The 14964-nt window shown below is 47.8% G+C and carries 12 protein-coding genes; 8 read left to right on the forward strand and 4 right to left on the reverse strand.

Annotated features, from left to right (window positions below; all coding sequences use genetic code 11):
- Positions 1–3 precede the first annotated feature (3 nt).
- A complete protein-coding gene (locus tag KVQ82_RS00330) occupies positions 4–918 on the forward strand; it encodes a cation diffusion facilitator family transporter (protein WP_042561907.1) in 915 nt (304 codons plus the stop codon).
- Between the two features lie 91 nt (positions 919–1009).
- A complete protein-coding gene (locus tag KVQ82_RS00335; RefSeq protein ID WP_155416825.1) occupies positions 1010–1495 on the forward strand; it encodes an ATP-dependent zinc protease in 486 nt (161 codons plus the stop codon).
- Between the two features lie 239 nt (positions 1496–1734).
- Here KVQ82_RS00335 and KVQ82_RS00340 read toward each other — a convergent pair whose 3' ends face one another.
- Positions 1735–3420: a phosphoethanolamine transferase gene (locus tag KVQ82_RS00340; RefSeq protein ID WP_047297378.1), complete on the reverse strand. Its 1686-nt coding sequence runs from the start codon at positions 3418–3420 to the stop codon at positions 1735–1737.
- A 56-nt stretch (positions 3421–3476) separates the two neighbouring features.
- A complete protein-coding gene (locus KVQ82_RS00345) occupies positions 3477–3620 on the reverse strand; it encodes a hypothetical protein (protein WP_155401178.1) in 144 nt (47 codons plus the stop codon).
- 952 nt (positions 3621–4572) lie between these two features.
- On the opposite strand from KVQ82_RS00345, the gene KVQ82_RS00350 reads away from it, so the two are divergent.
- On the forward strand, positions 4573–5250 hold the full coding sequence (locus KVQ82_RS00350; protein ID WP_047297377.1) for a heavy metal response regulator transcription factor: 678 nt from the start codon (positions 4573–4575) through the stop codon (positions 5248–5250).
- A gap of 596 nt (positions 5251–5846) precedes the next feature.
- Here the strand turns inward: KVQ82_RS00350 and KVQ82_RS00355 are convergent.
- A complete protein-coding gene (locus KVQ82_RS00355; RefSeq protein WP_042561904.1) occupies positions 5847–7286 on the reverse strand; it encodes a heavy metal sensor histidine kinase in 1440 nt (479 codons plus the stop codon).
- Complete coding sequence (locus KVQ82_RS00360; protein ID WP_080896080.1) at positions 7283–7957, reverse strand: heavy metal response regulator transcription factor; 675 nt, start codon at positions 7955–7957, stop codon at positions 7283–7285. The genes KVQ82_RS00355 and KVQ82_RS00360 overlap by 4 nt, the downstream gene beginning before the upstream one ends.
- Before the next feature lie 409 nt (positions 7958–8366).
- Between KVQ82_RS00360 and KVQ82_RS00365 the strand changes: the two genes are divergently transcribed.
- From KVQ82_RS00365 to KVQ82_RS00385, 5 genes are all read left to right on the forward strand, one after another.
- Positions 8367–9596: a TolC family protein gene (locus tag KVQ82_RS00365; RefSeq protein WP_225138954.1), complete on the forward strand. Its 1230-nt coding sequence runs from the start codon at positions 8367–8369 to the stop codon at positions 9594–9596.
- 88 nt (positions 9597–9684) lie between these two features.
- On the forward strand, positions 9685–10908 hold the full coding sequence (locus KVQ82_RS00370; RefSeq protein WP_042561903.1) for an efflux RND transporter periplasmic adaptor subunit: 1224 nt from the start codon (positions 9685–9687) through the stop codon (positions 10906–10908).
- 26 nt (positions 10909–10934) lie between these two features.
- Positions 10935–14102, forward strand: coding sequence for a CusA/CzcA family heavy metal efflux RND transporter (locus KVQ82_RS00375; RefSeq protein ID WP_042561902.1), 3168 nt, complete (start codon positions 10935–10937; stop codon positions 14100–14102).
- Positions 14103–14244: 142 nt separating this feature from the next.
- Complete coding sequence (locus tag KVQ82_RS00380; protein ID WP_042561901.1) at positions 14245–14442, forward strand: co-regulatory protein PtrA N-terminal domain-containing protein; 198 nt, start codon at positions 14245–14247, stop codon at positions 14440–14442.
- A 151-nt stretch (positions 14443–14593) separates the two neighbouring features.
- Complete coding sequence (locus KVQ82_RS00385) at positions 14594–14926, forward strand: DUF2790 domain-containing protein (protein ID WP_042561900.1); 333 nt, start codon at positions 14594–14596, stop codon at positions 14924–14926.
- Positions 14927–14964: the final 38 nt, after the last annotated feature.

Consider the following 14964-nt stretch of genomic DNA (forward strand, 5'->3'; position numbering starts at 1 on the left):
ATCATGAGTTCAGGGCACAGTCACGGTCAAGTACGTGCGGGTCATGAAAAGATGTTATGGATCGCACTCGCCCTGACGACAAGTTTTATGATTGCTGAGGTCATCGGAGCCTTTGTCACGGGCAGCCTAGCCTTACTGTCGGATGCTGCGCATATGCTGACAGACGTTGTGGCTTTGGCAATATCCTTGCTGGCTATTCATATTGCCAAACGCTCTGCTGACAGGAAGCGCACGTTCGGGTATGCACGATTCGAAATACTTGCAGCCACATTCAATGCTGTCTTGTTGTTTTTAGTCGCTATATACATTGTCTATGAAGCGTATCTTCGACTTAACGCCCCCGCAGAAATTCAGTCGACGGGCATGTTAGTAATTGCAGTGATGGGACTGATAGTTAACCTCATTTCAATGCGTCTGTTGAGTGCCGCTAGTGGGGAAAGTCTCAATGTGAAGGGCGCTTATTTAGAGGTTTGGAGCGATATGGTGGGGTCTATTGGCGTCATCATTGCAGCGCTTGTAATCCGCTTCACCGGTTGGAGTTGGGTTGATTCACTTGTTGCAGCAGGTATCGGATTCTGGGTGCTGCCTAGGACTTGGTCACTGCTCAAGGAAAGCATGAATATATTACTGCAGGGCGTTCCAGAGGGCATCGATATTCAAAAGGTGGAGGCGAAAATATACGGAATCGTAGGAGTAAAAAATGTGCACGATTTGCATATATGGGCTTTAACCAGTGGTAAGAGTGTAATGAGCGTTCACCTGGTCGCTGACTATACCTCCCGCAGTGAACAAGATATTTTAACTGAAGTCACGTCGCTTATGAGTGAAGAGTTTCAGATCAGTCATACTACTGTACAAATGGAAAAAGCAGATTTCCATAGCCAATTAGTTGACGATTATGAAGGCAAGGTCCACTAATTGAGTTCCACTTTTAAGACAAGTTGTTATTTCGGGGATCCACCCCAGAGGGCTAGTTAAAATGAAAAAATTATTTTAAATTGTGCTCTGCATGATAATGCTTTTGTCTCTAACAGTAGAGCCGGTTTTGTCGAGCCCGGCTAGACCAGAAAAGGTATTCGGGTGGATTGAAGAAGGGATACTTTTACCAGAAAATATCGCCGTGAAAATAAAGTTGGATACTGGGGCTCTTACGTCATCCATGGATGCGAAGGACTTAAAAAGATTCCAAAAAGATGGAGAAGAATGGATTCGGTTTAACGTTAAAGTCAAAGACACCAAAACTAAGAAGGTGAGTAGCGCACTCTTCGAACGACGGATTGAACGAAATGTAAAAGTTAGAGGTGCCGGCGGCGCTGAACATCGTCCAGTCGTCATGATGACGATGTGCATAGGAGATAAAATTTATAAAGAGGAATTTTCTCTGAAAGATCGAGGCGAGATGAACTATCCCGTACTGATAGGACGCCGAACATTGGAAGCTTTGGGAGCGGTCGATGTTTCGCGCAAATTCACCGAGGAACCCCACTGCAGTTAATTTTAAATATATTTATATTATAGTTTTAGAGTTACTTTATTTGCAAAGCACCTGGAAGGCATACTCGTATTGAGTGTTGCAAAGGCCGACTGAATCGTCAAATAAAAAGACGGACAGTCGGTCGCAGTTTTTTTAGATGCTTGAAAACTTACCATTCTAATATGAATGGCTCTGAGTGGAGTGTGCGTTAATTTTAATGATGATCTTTAGACTTCATTCTTGCCACTAGTTGGCTGCTATTACTGCTGCTGGCCAGTCATTGAAGTAAGTTTTAATGAGGCCAAGGCTTTGGATTGACATGCGCTAAACAGATCAAGCTCAGGTCGATATGCCGAAGTTTGGATATTCATCAATCCTAATATCGAATGGAATAAGTTGTCATGGGATAGTGATGCGCCTCGCTGTTCCCTCAAGCATTGAACGTCTAGTTTTTGACGAGATTGCATGTTTTTGGAGATCCAGAGAACCATGGGAATGCTAGTCTGCTCTTTGGGCGCCATAGCATAAGGCAGTCCGTGCAAGTATATCCCGTTCTCGCCGAGAGACTCACCGTGATCAGAGACGTAAAGCATAGCCGTATCAAAGCGCTCAGCGTTGCGCTTTAGCAAGTCAATCGTTTGTCCAAGTACATAGTCTGTATAGACGATACTGTTATCATAGGCACTGACTATGCTCTCGCGCGTACATCGCTCTAGTTGGTTATTATCACAAACGGGACCAAATCGCTCGAATTCGCGTGGGTAGCGCTTGTAGTAGGATGGGCCGTGACTACCTTTCATGTGGAGAACCACGACTGAATCACCCTGTTGTTGATCCAAGTAAGCTTGCAGGTCTTGCAATAAGACTTCGTCGTAACACTCGCCTGCTCTGCATAATCCTGATGTTTTCTGATTGTTCAATTTCTCATTTTTTACTCGGTCACAAATACCTTTACAACCCGAATTGTTATCTCTCCAAAGTACCGATACTCCGGCCCGCTGCAACACGTCTAATAAGCCTTCTCTCCGTAACGCCATACCGTCTTTATAGCCTTGTTTACCCGCATCCAAGAACATGCAAGGTAAGGAGATTGCCGTAGCTGTTCCACATGAACTGACATTGGTAAAACTTAAGACACCACGCCGAGTCAATTCCGGATTGGTATCGCGTGTGTAGCCATTAAGCGAGAAGTTCGCGGACCTAGCGGTTTCACCCACAATTAACAACGTCAGGCGTGATTTTTTTACACTCGCAGTAGTTTCTCCTTGGCGGGCATCAGCACCAATGATTTTTAGTTCTGTGGGCTGTGCTAGCTGGCGACGCATATACCCATGGATTGCCGAAACCACATTCGAAGGAACTAACATCAATCTGAGTTCGCGATGGTTACGTACGAGCGATGCATAAGATTGGTAAAGCGTAAATACGATGATTGCCAAACAGGTAAGTGCTGCCGCCAGCCCCATCAATCGATGAGCAAGCGCGCGGGTGCGCGATCGTTGTATCAAACGGACTCGGGTGATAAGCAGCACCGGTAGAACACCAAAACCCAGCATCCATCGCAGTAACTCCCAGTTCAGCAGGTCCGTGGTCTCAGAGATGTCTGTTTGAATAACATTCGTTAGCATGCTGTAGTCAATTACAATGCCGTAGCTATTCATAAAGTAACTCGCTGCTGCCGCAACCAACAGAACAATGGCTAGCACAGGCTTTATGAAGCGTCCCCAAGCCATCGCGCTGAGTAACACGTACAGCCACATCAACACGAACCAAGGCAGGCTAAGCACAAATAAGATGCTTCCGTCTTGTAGGCCTCCCACGCTTTTCCAAACAACTCGCCAAAATGGCCAGTTACTGAACAACAGAAGCCAAGTTGAAACTGCAATAATTAATTGATTGCTACTGAGTATAATTTTCGTACTCAGAATTGGTATTTTTTTATTCATGGGTATCTCGGAATATCTCGACATGATCGTGCGCGCAAACTGTCACTGGACTGCCGCTACGTTTTAGGGAAGAAAAAATCAGCAACAGAGCGATGTAATTCATGGATGCACCAGTGACCCTCAACGCTTTCCTCGGTTGGTTGAAGCTCCACGATTAGCCAAACCGCCAAAACGCCAAAACCGATGAGGATTTTTTTCATGAGATGCCCCCCAAGTAAGTGTTGTACTGATAGATCCGCTCGACTTGACTTAAAAAACAATTTTTTTTGGAGCGAAATGATGGTGGTTGGGTCGCGGGGGTATGGTTTTCTTGCTGACGTTGCGCATCTGTCTTAGTATCGAAGGCATAGGTGATGAAATTGTTTAGATCACTATTCTGATAGGCGCGACTAGTTGTCTAAAAAGGAATTCTAGTTGCGGATGAGAGACCAAAGCGGTCTTGATGCGCTTACCAAGTTCACCACTTTCGAATGCCGATAATCCTCATTGCGCGAAACATCGCCGTACTCGCATAACGCACACTCCTCGGAGTCAGGCGACGCCTTGCAGTTGATTTCAAATATTCGTTGAAAGCTTTGGCAGCCGTTTTTAGTACGGCATCGGGGTTCAAACTCTGTTAAAGCCTGGCTGCGCTATTCTGTATTTCCCGCTCGGCGTCTGCGAGTCTTGGCTCATTTGATAATACGGGTTGGTGACTGTTCCTCGTCTTACATTGGCTGGCTCATGCGCGGTCGTCATCAATGATTCCCGAGGCAGGGAATCAGCCGACCACAACATTTTTCTAATGCGAGATGGCATCACAAAATTTTCGCCCCCAAGGCGCGCCGTTTTCATCGTTTAACAGTAGGGACATCTGCAGCGTCTAGAGTGTTTAGATATATTGCATGCTCAATGTACTGCATAAGAGTTATCGCGAGGGTGACTGAAGAATTACAAATTTGTAATAAGACCATCTATCGTCATCAAGTAGTCTAAAATCTATTTGCCGTATGGTCGTGTGTCTCAATTCACTCATTTAACAGAAACTGAAAAAATGCGCGATATTCTGTAATGGCTTAACTCATCCAGTTGAGATGCTAAAGTGAACCGGTGAGTAAAGTTGCCTAAATGAGTGTGGTGGTATTTTCAATTAGTATCGAGACTTTATAATAAATGCGTATCTTGATAATAGAAGACGATCCGAAAACCGCTCATTATTTGCGCCAGGGTCTGACTGAAAGCGGCTTTATCGTTGATTGCATACAAAACGGAATCGATGGCATAAACTTAGTCTCCCAACAGGCTTATGACCTTGTAGTACTAGACGTAAACCCCCCGCAAAGTGACGACTGGGATCTACTTGTAAGTATTCGCGAGGTAATTATTACCCCGATCATGATGCTTACCGAGAAAGGTAGTGTTGAGGATAAAGTCTTGGGTTTTGATCTAGGCGCTGACGATTACATGGTCAAACCAATTGAGTTTCCTGAGTTGTTAGCTAGAGTCCGTACTTTAATGCGTCGAACTGGGTCGTCGGCATCGCTAAATGTGCTTCGCGTTGGCGATTTGGAGCTCGATCTGGGTAGGCACAGGACCTTTCGCGCTAACCAGCGAATTGACCTGACTAACAAGGAGTTCGCCTTGCTACACTTTTTGATGTGTCAATCAGGCACGACGCTATCGCGCACGCAGATTAAGTCTTCTGTCTGGGGTCTGAGTAGTGATTGCGACACGAACGTTGTTCAAGTAGCAATGAGGAGGCTTCGAGCTAAAATTGATGATCCTTTTGACGACAAGCTTATCCATACATTGCGAGGTGCTGGATATGTCCTTGAGTCGCGTGCCCATTAACCCCGTTTAGCCATTCTTATTTTGATATTGTGCGAAATAATTGGATTGCACTAAATTAAACGCGCTGAAAATATTGATTATAGAAAGGCAGTTATGTAATCTCTAAAATTGTCTCAGGAAGCGGAATGGTTCTGCAGTAGGGATTTAATTTTGCACCAAGCGCTTAAGATAACGTTAAAATCTAGATTGCACGAAAGTCTATACGATTTGCAGTTTAGAATAAACATGCTGAATTTAGCTTAATTCCGAAGTAGGGGGTTGCGACGCTATATCTGCAAGACCACACACTCTCGAGTGATTATCCATGAAGGCATGATCAACCTGCGTAATAGGTGGGTATCACAAAGATCGGTACCAATAGATGTTCACGTTGGATTGCTCTTGGGCACTAGTAATGTATCTTGACGAAGGTTATATTTTGCACAGGGCTATTAAATCTTCACTATCCATTGGTGAGTCATCGGTTTCATCTCTGGCTGAGCAAAAAGAGTAATGTTGTCTTTGGGTTTTTAAGCATCGATCCCCACTTATATATTACCTAGTGATCTGACTCGTGCAGCCAAGCTGTTTTATATTGCTTTTGATTAAATTAAATCCTAACTAAAAACCTCCCCCGGTCTTTGAGAGTTTAAGTTACTAGTTGAAATGTTCTTCGGGAATGTAATTCTGAAGGTTGTCGGATGCCCTGGTATACTAAAGACATCTGCTGTTCCATGATGGAGGCTCATGATAGATCGGACAATAGCCAATCCTAATCCAGTGCCACCTTCAGCTCGTGAGCGACTATTATCCACTCGATAGAAACGATCGAAGATATTAAGCAAGTGATGGCGTTCAATTCCCACTCCGGGATTGCTTATTGAAAGGGAGACTTCTTCGGTTCGCGTTTCAATGGAAATAACAACCGACTCTTCTATCGGGCAGTGACGAATGGCGTTTGATAAAAGATTCGAAATGGCGCGCTGAATCATGAGTCGATCGCCTGAAACTTTACCCTGACCACTGACGGTTATGCCGACGCACTTTTCTTCAGCCGAAAGAGAAAAAAGATCAATTACTTTTAAAGCTTCGTCTTCCAGCAAAATGTTTTCGAATGGTACAAGTGCGGCTGGGTGACTTACTTGGGCTAAAAAAAGCATATCAGATATAATTCTAGTGACTCGCCCCAACTCTTCGGTGCAAGACTCTAGTACAGACTTATACTCCTTTACTGAGCGATCACGAGAAAGAGTTACCTGTGCTTTCCCCATAAGGTTCGTAATCGGTGACCGCAACTCATGCGCCAAATCATCTGAAAACTGAGTGAGTTGTTGGACTCCGCTATCAAGTCGGTGAAGCATGAAATTTATGCCATGAGCTAGCTCACTGATCTCTTGGGGCATATTGACAACGGAGAGTCGGTGACTGAGATCTTGGGTTGATACCATTCCCGCAACTTCACAGAATTCCCGGAGTGGGGACAATCCGCGTTGCACTATCGCCCAAGCACTGATACCAATAAGGATCAACAACAGCGGAACCGCTACGATGGTTGAACTCAAATAAGAGCTTAACAGTGATTCATCATTCGAGCGGTCCATAGTCAGCAAGACTGATACGAATTCACCATCTTTTAGCCTCATGAGTTTCGCTGCTGTGAGGATGTGATTTTCGCTTTCCTGTGCCGAGGAGTAGTAAGAAATCTTAGTGCTATCGGTTGCTCCGATTTTGCTCCTAGAAACTACGGTTATATCTGCTCCAAAACTCAGGACAGGGACACTCAGATTTTCATCATCAAAAATAGTGAGATTAAGATTGTCATGCCCTAGCACTTGATCTAATAGTGCGTGTGGCTTTAGGCTCATGTTGCTAGTACTGATATCCATCAGTAAACTGTGCTCAATTTGATTCATTTTCTTTTCTAAGCTGTTTTTTGCACGCAAATCAAGCTCGTGGGTAAGCGCTAAATAGGCCAGAATCGCTAAAGAAACTACTAGTACTGCTCCCATTATACTTACTGTCAAACCCAATCGCATTGACAGGCTGACTTGCTTCATTTTCTCTCCTCCAGTACATAACCTACGCCGCGGAGCGTATGGATTAATTTAGTTTCAAATGGGTCATCTATTTTAGCTCTGAGCCTACGTATCGAAACTTCGACAACATTGGTGTCGCAATCAAAATTCATGTCCCAAACCAATGAAATGATCTGAGTACGAGATAACACCTCTCCAGATTGACGCATTAATAGATGGAGCAGTGCGAATTCTTTCGTCGTCAAATCTATGCGTTGTTTTCCGCGAAATGCGCGATGCCTTCCTTGATCAAGTTCAAGATCAGCAACTTTTAACACTTCTTGAATTGGTATGTGTTCGCTACGACGCATTAGAGTGCGTACTCTTGCCAGCAACTCTGGAAATTCAAATGGCTTGACAAGATAGTCATCAGCCCCCAGATCCAATCCTCTAATTTTATCTTCTAAGCGTCCTCTTGCAGTAAGCATCATTACCCTAGTACTGCTAGACCGCCGAATATTTTCAAGAACGTCCCATCCGTGCATTTCAGGAAGATTTACGTCAAGTAATACCAGATCATAAGCTTGCTGCCGTGCCAGATGGAGTCCATCAGCTCCTGTCGATGCGCAATCTACAATATAGCCACTTTCAGTTAGACCCTGATGTAAGTATTCAGCAGTCTTTGGCTCGTCCTCTATCACAAGAATACGCATAGGAATTAACCCTTCTTAAAGTGGTTCGTAATGGCTCTTTTCGTAGAATCTGTTTAAAGTTAACCATCTGTTTAAACGTTGGATTCTGGTTGCATTTTTAATTTTCTGGGATCATAGAGTTTAAAACTAACAAGGTTTCGTGCGACCCTCGTCACCCTGTAGTACAAGAGCCGCCTCCCGTTTTTGTCTAGGGATGTCGCTTGGTGCGAGCACTTATTGCCCTAATCCTAATGCATTAAGTGAGGCTTATTCGTTAGATAACGTATTTGTAATTCTTCAGTCACCTTGTTGATAGGTGTACGGAATTATATTTGCCTCATGGGAAATTCTTTTTGTATAAAGGTTTTGGGGAATGATGGAATTACTTCGGTTTAGAAAGTTTATTGCTCACCCAATCACGCATAAAACCATGCTACAAGCAGGTCTTATTTCGATCCTTGCTCTTTTGAATGCTCCTTTGTTAGCCGCAAACGCTCAAATGCTCACAATGGATCAAGCGCTTGAAACTGCATTTTCCAACAACCCAGACCTAGCGGCCGCTCAATGGGAGACAGGTATTGCTCAGGGAGAGCGACAGCAGGCTGGATTGATTCCAAACCCTGAGGTTTCCTGGGAGGCTGAAGATACTCGGCGAAACTCGCGCACCACGACGGTAATGATCAGCCAGCCGATAGAGCTTGGCGGTAAGCGTGGAGCTAGGATTGAAGTGGCCAATAGAGCTCAGGACGCAGCGGGGATTGAGTTGGAGCGCAAGCGTAACGTTCTGCGTGCCGATGTCATTCAGGCTTTTTATAGTTCCTCAACGGCTCAGCAAAGACTGCTGCTGTCACGTCAATCACTTGAGCTCGCCGAGCGCGGTTTGCGTGCAGCGCAAGGTCGCATCAAGAGTGGCAAATCCTCACCCGTTGAAGGTACGCGCGCAGAGGTTCAGCTATCAGAAGTGCGCCTAGAGTTGAGGCGGGCTGAGCGGGATGAGGCCAGTGCCTACCAGAGACTCGCTCAGGTCATGGGGGCGCCTTTGCCTGCATTTGTGTCCGTAGGTGATCCAAATCGGTCGATGCCAACCGTGCCCGATTCGTCGCTGCTGTTTAGCCGAATTGGTGAAACTGCAGAGCTACGATTAGCAAAACTGCAAATAGATCAGCGGGAAGCCTCTCTTGGTCTTGAGAAGGCTCGTCGAATTCCGGACCTGACCGTGAGTATCGGGAGTCAATACGACGAGCGTGAGCGCGAGCGGGTGAATGTCGTAGGGCTATCTATGCCCATCCCGTTGTTTAACCGTAACCAAGGCAACGTACTGGCCGCAGCCCGCCGTGCCGATCAATCTCGCGACCTTCGGAATGCCAGTGAGTTACGACTGCGCACAGAGATCCAAACCACCTTAGATCAGTGGCTGACTGCTAACACTGAAGTGGCGTCGTTCAATCAAACCATCCTGCCTGCAGCGCAAAGTGCCGTCGATACCGCTACCCGAGGTTTCGAAATGGGTAAGTTTAACTTTCTCGACGTGCTCGATGCTCAGCGCACATTGATTAGCGCTCGCACGCAATACATCCAAGCCATCGCCGAGGCGACAGACGCCTGGGTGCGTATCGAGCGAATTTTCGGTGATGTTGCCATTCTCACTCGTACCCCGTGAATTTCATATAACGCTTTTTTTACCGCTGCTCAGTATCGCAATACCACGTTAATCCGTGAATGCCGACTGGGTTGCGCAGGGAGTCTCCATGGATAAAAAACTAATCCTCGTCTCGGCACTAACCTTGGCAATAGGTATAGGCATCGGTTCGTTTTGGATGACAAGCCCATCGGTGCCTTCAGCTGAAGCTCAGACTCAGGAGGGCAAAGGCTATGACGATCACGGCGATGAAACTGCTGACGGAAAACCGGCCGAGGGCGAACACGCAGAAGGCGAAGCTGAAGAGGGTCATTTGACTCTGAGCGAAGAGCAGATCAGCTCTGCCGGCATCCAACTGGTTGAAGCGAAAGCGCAGAGCATCAGCCTTTCATTGCCCTTTCCTGGAGAAATCCGTTTTGATGAAGACCGCACTGCGCACGTGGTGCCCCGCGTACCTGGTGTCGTTGAGTCGGTTCATGCCAATCTTGGTCAACCAGTGAAAAAAGGTCAGTTGCTGGCCGTAATCGCTAGCCAACAAATTTCTGATCAGCGCAGTGAACAAGCCGCTGCGCAACGTCGTCTTGAGTTGGCGCGTACTACCTACGAGCGAGAGCGACAGTTATGGCAGGACAAAATCTCTGCAGAACAGGACTTCCTGCAAGCCCGCCAGGCTTTGCAAGAAGCTGAAATTGCTCTCAGCAATGCTCGGCAAAAAATTAGCGTACTGAGTGGTAGCTCGGTCGCCAGCGGGGGTAATCGATATGAATTGCGTGCGCCGTTTGACGGGGTTGTAGTCGAGAAACATTTGGCCCTCGGTGAAGTTGTCAGCGAAACCACCAATGCCTTTACGCTCTCCGACTTGTCGCGTGTGTGGGTGACCTTTGGAGTCTCACCAAAGGATTTGAACAAGGTACTCGTAGGCAAATCGGTCAAGGTCAGTGCGCCGGAGTTGAATGCTGAAGTCACTGGAACCGTGGCCTATGTCGGCAGTTTGTTGGGCGAGCAAACCCGTACAGCCACGGTCCGCGTGACATTGGAAAATCCACAAGGTGCATGGCGTCCGGGGCTATTTGTGACCGTGCAGGTTGACACCGGTACTCGGCAGACAAAGGTCGCTGTACCAGAGGCGGCTCTTCAGACGGTCGAGGACAAGCAAACTGTTTTCGTTCGAACGGAGGACGGGTTTAGAGCTCAGCCAGTGGAGACAGGTGGTCGTTCGGCGGGTCTGGTCGAGATCAAGGAAGGCCTGGAGCCCGGAGCTCAAATCGCCGCCGCCGGTAGTTTCATTTTGAAATCAGAATTGGGTAAAGCCTCGGCTGAACACGCCCACTGATCCGCCATTTCCACGAGAAGGTTCTCATGTTCGAACGCCTGATCCAATTTGCCATCGAGCAGCGCATTATCGTACTGCTCGCGGTTTTCCTCATGGCCGGCCTCGGTATAGCAAGCTATCAGAAGCTGCCGATCGACGCGGTTCCCGATATCACCAACGTCCAGGTGCAAATCAACACGGGGGCAGCAGGTTTTTCACCACTGGAAACCGAACAACGCATCACGTTCCCCATCGAAACAGCAATGGCTGGTTTACCGGCTCTAGAACAAACTCGTTCGCTGTCACGCTCGGGTTTGTCGCAAGTTACTGTTATTTTCAAAGAGGGCACGGACCTCTTCTTCGCTCGGCAATTGGTCAACGAACGATTACAGGTGGCCAAAGAGCAACTGCCAGAAGGTGTGGAAGCTGTCATGGGACCGATCTCAACCGGTCTTGGTGAGATTTTCCTGTGGACGGTCGAGGCTGAAGAGGGGGCTGTCAAGGAGGACGGCAGTCCCTATACGCCGACCGACCTGAGGGTGATTCAAGACTGGATCATCAAGCCTCAACTGCGCAATGTTCCTGGGGTCGCCGAAATCAATACCATTGGCGGGTTTGCCAAGGAGTATCAGATTGCGCCCGATCCAAAACGCTTGGCCGCTTACAAGCTCACGCTGACTGACCTTGTTACAGCGCTGGAGCGCAACAACGCTAACGTCGGTGCCGGTTACATCGAGCACAGCGGCGAACAGTTACTGATTCGTGCACCTGGTCAAGTAGCAACCACCGACGATATCGCCAATATCGTCATGGCCAATGTCGACGGTACGCCAATACGTGTGAAGAATGTTGCAACCGTGGATATCGGCCGTGAATTGCGCACGGGAGCAGCGACCGAAAACGGTCGTGAAGTGGTGCTCGGCACAGTGTTCATGCTAATCGGCGAGAACAGCCGCACCGTGGCGCAGGCCGTTGCCAACAAGCTTGAGCAAATCAACCGTTCACTGCCAAAAGGGGTTGTAGCAGTCACTGTCTATGACCGTACCAATCTTGTGGACAAGGCGATTGCCACGGTAAAAAAGAACCTGATCGAAGGTGCAATCCTAGTGATTGCGATTCTATTCCTGTTCTTGGGAAATATACGTGCAGCGCTGATCACTGCCATGGTTATCCCGCTCGCTATGTTGTTCACATTCACCGGCATGTTTACCAATAAAGTTAGCGCCAACCTGATGAGCCTTGGGGCTTTGGACTTTGGCATCATCGTCGACGGTGCGGTGGTAATTGTTGAAAACGCCATCAGGCGTTTGGCCCATGCGCAGCAACACCACGGGCGCATCCTCACTCGCTCTGAACGTTTTCACGAAGTATTCGCTGCTGCCAAGGAAGCACGCCGACCATTAATTTTCGGTCAGTTGATCATTATGGTCGTGTACCTACCGATTTTTGCGCTTACTGGCGTCGAAGGAAAAATGTTCCACCCGATGGCCTTCACCGTAGTGATCGCCTTACTGGGGGCGATGTTGTTGTCAGTAACTTTTGTCCCTGCTGCGATTGCGATGTTCGTGACCGGCAAGGTCAAGGAAGAAGAAAACGTCATCATGCGTGGCGCCCGCCGGATGTATGCTCCAGCTTTGGACTGGGTCATGGGCCATCGATCGTTGGCATTCGCCATGGCATTAGGCGTGATCACAATATGCGGTGTGGTCGCAAGTCGGATGGGTAGTGAGTTTGTGCCGAGTCTCAGCGAAGGCGATTTCGCGTTGCAAGCATTGCGTGTCCCAGGTACCAGCCTGACGCAATCGGTAGAGATGCAGCAACGCCTTGAAACCCTGGTATTGGCAAAAGTACCGGAGGTCAAACGGATGTTTGGTCGTACAGGTACTGCCGAAATTGCCTCCGATCCAATGCCTCCAAACATTTCTGACAGCTATGTGATGCTCAAGCCGAAGAGTCAATGGCCTGATCCGAATAAATCAAGGGAGGCATTGATAGACGATATTCAAAAAGCTGCAGCTGCGATGCCCGGAAGCAACTATGAGCTTTCTCAGCCTATTCAACTGCGTTTCAACGAGTTGATTTCAGGCGTACGTAGTGATGTGGCGGTCAAGGTATTCGGTGATGACATGGCGGTGCTCAACGGCACCGCTGCAAAAATCGCCGCATCAATGCTGAAGATCAATGGTGCCTCCGAGGTCAAAGTTGAGCAAACGTCGGGACTGCCGGTACTGACCATCAACATCGACCGCGACAAAGCCGCCCGTTACGGACTCAACGTAGGCGACGTGCAAGACACCATTGCGGTGGCAGTTGGCGGTCGACAAGCCGGTACGATGTATGAGGGAGACCGCCGATTTGACATGGTGGTGCGTTTATCCGACGCGATGCGTAAGGATCTCGAGGGATTGTCCACATTGCTAATCCCGGTACCGGCGTTGCTCAACACCAATGCTGACCAGATCGGATTCATAGCTCTTTCAGAGGTGGCGACCCTCGATCTAGTGTTGGGACCTAACCAGGTCAGCCGAGAAAACGGCAAGCGTCTGGTGATCGTCAGCGCCAACGTGCGTGGGCGTGATATCGGCTCTTTTGTACAGGAGGCCAGTAGCGCCATTGATAAGGAAGTGCAAATCCCATCCGGTTACTGGACCACTTGGGGAGGGCAGTTCGAGCAGCTCCAATCCGCTGCCAAGCGACTACAGATTGTAGTGCCGGTTGCCCTGCTTCTGGTGTTCGCACTCTTGTTCATGATGTTCAACAACCTCAAGGATGGCCTACTGGTGTTTACTGGTATTCCGTTCGCATTGACAGGGGGTGTCATGGCTTTATGGCTGAGAGACATCCCGCTATCGATCTCGGCAGGTGTTGGTTTCATCGCGTTGTCGGGAGTGGCGGTGCTAAACGGTCTGGTGATGATCGCTTTCATACGTAATCTACGCGAGGAAGGACATTCTTTAAGTTCCGCAATTAATGAAGGGGCTCTCACACGTTTACGTCCGGTGTTGATGACAGCTCTCGTGGCCTCTCTTGGGTTTATTCCGATGGCACTGGCAACCGGAACGGGGGCAGAGGTTCAAAGACCCCTAGCTACCGTAGTAATCGGGGGAATCCTATCCTCAACTGTGTTGACTCTGCTGATACTGCCTGCTCTTTATCAATGGGTGCACCGCCGAGACGAGGAAGAAACCAAAGACGACAAAATAGCATCCATATAATTTAGTTTTCTCAAAGCCTCCTATCGAGATTCGATGGGGGGCTTTTTTATGTGCGCAACATAACGAATCTGTAATCTAGGCGCCACCGTGTTGATAGGTTCGAATTGATACCCTAAGAGTGTCAACTAGATGAGGTGTCAGTATGAAAATTGCTCAAATTTTTGCTCTTGCGAGTGCTTTAGTCCTTTCTTCAGTTGCTTTAGCCGAAGGTGGCGGAGACAGAACCTTTGAGAAAATGATGGTCGCAAATGATCTAGCAATGGAGAAGTACGTGGCTAAAGAAGGAAAAATCGAGCCAGTAGTGTCAAGTGATGCTAAAGATGAGACTGATGAAATGTAAATGTAGCAGTACGCTGAATAAAAAAAACCGCTTCCGGTTTCCGGTTGCGGTTTTTTTTGGATGGCAGATTGGACATCGGTAATCCTGGCGCCACACCTACGCAATGTTCTAGTTGATATTCTGGTAACTGTTAATATATGAGGTACTCAATATGAAATTCATGAGCATTATTACTCTCGCTGGAACTCTGGCGTTATCCTCTCTTGTCTCTGCTGAAGGGGGAGGAGACAAAACCTTTGAGAAAATGATGGCGGCTAATGCTAAAGCTATGGAGCAGTATGCTATTAGCCAAGGGAAAAGCGCACCTGTAGCGAAACAATACGAGTACGGAATGAAGATGGATGTTGTGAAAGTGATCAGTGTGGTGCGGCCTGCAAAAGTCTGCGCGGTGGTGCCAGCCGCCATGACTTATGAAGATTCAAATGGGCAGCTAAATACGATTAGGTACACTGTGGCTGGAGAGTGTCGCAAACGTGGTGGCTAGTAGCTATCCTACTATCTGAACAATCTATAACGCTCGAC

This window comes from Pseudomonas sp. AO-1 (assembly GCF_019775695.1).
Lineage (GTDB): Bacteria > Pseudomonadota > Gammaproteobacteria > Pseudomonadales > Pseudomonadaceae > Aquipseudomonas > Aquipseudomonas parakoreensis.

Excerpts from the sequence above, each read along its gene's own strand:
- KVQ82_RS00330 (WP_042561907.1), top strand. The coding sequence starts at position 4 with ATGAGTTCAGGGCACAGTCACGGTCAAGTACGTGCGGGTCATGAAAAG.
- KVQ82_RS00335 (WP_155416825.1), top strand. The coding sequence starts at position 1,010 with ATGATAATGCTTTTGTCTCTAACAGTAGAGCCGGTTTTGTCGAGCCCG.
- KVQ82_RS00340 (WP_047297378.1), bottom strand. The coding sequence starts at position 3,420 with ATGAATAAAAAAATACCAATTCTGAGTACGAAAATTATACTCAGTAGC.
- KVQ82_RS00345 (WP_155401178.1), bottom strand. The coding sequence starts at position 3,620 with ATGAAAAAAATCCTCATCGGTTTTGGCGTTTTGGCGGTTTGGCTAATC.
- KVQ82_RS00350 (WP_047297377.1), top strand. The coding sequence starts at position 4,573 with ATGCGTATCTTGATAATAGAAGACGATCCGAAAACCGCTCATTATTTG.
- KVQ82_RS00355 (WP_042561904.1), bottom strand. The coding sequence starts at position 7,286 with ATGAAGCAAGTCAGCCTGTCAATGCGATTGGGTTTGACAGTAAGTATA.
- KVQ82_RS00360 (WP_080896080.1), bottom strand. The coding sequence starts at position 7,957 with ATGCGTATTCTTGTGATAGAGGACGAGCCAAAGACTGCTGAATACTTA.
- KVQ82_RS00365 (WP_225138954.1), top strand. The coding sequence starts at position 8,367 with ATGCTACAAGCAGGTCTTATTTCGATCCTTGCTCTTTTGAATGCTCCT.
- KVQ82_RS00370 (WP_042561903.1), top strand. The coding sequence starts at position 9,685 with ATGGATAAAAAACTAATCCTCGTCTCGGCACTAACCTTGGCAATAGGT.
- KVQ82_RS00375 (WP_042561902.1), top strand. The coding sequence starts at position 10,935 with ATGTTCGAACGCCTGATCCAATTTGCCATCGAGCAGCGCATTATCGTA.
- KVQ82_RS00380 (WP_042561901.1), top strand. The coding sequence starts at position 14,245 with ATGAAAATTGCTCAAATTTTTGCTCTTGCGAGTGCTTTAGTCCTTTCT.
- KVQ82_RS00385 (WP_042561900.1), top strand. The coding sequence starts at position 14,594 with ATGAAATTCATGAGCATTATTACTCTCGCTGGAACTCTGGCGTTATCC.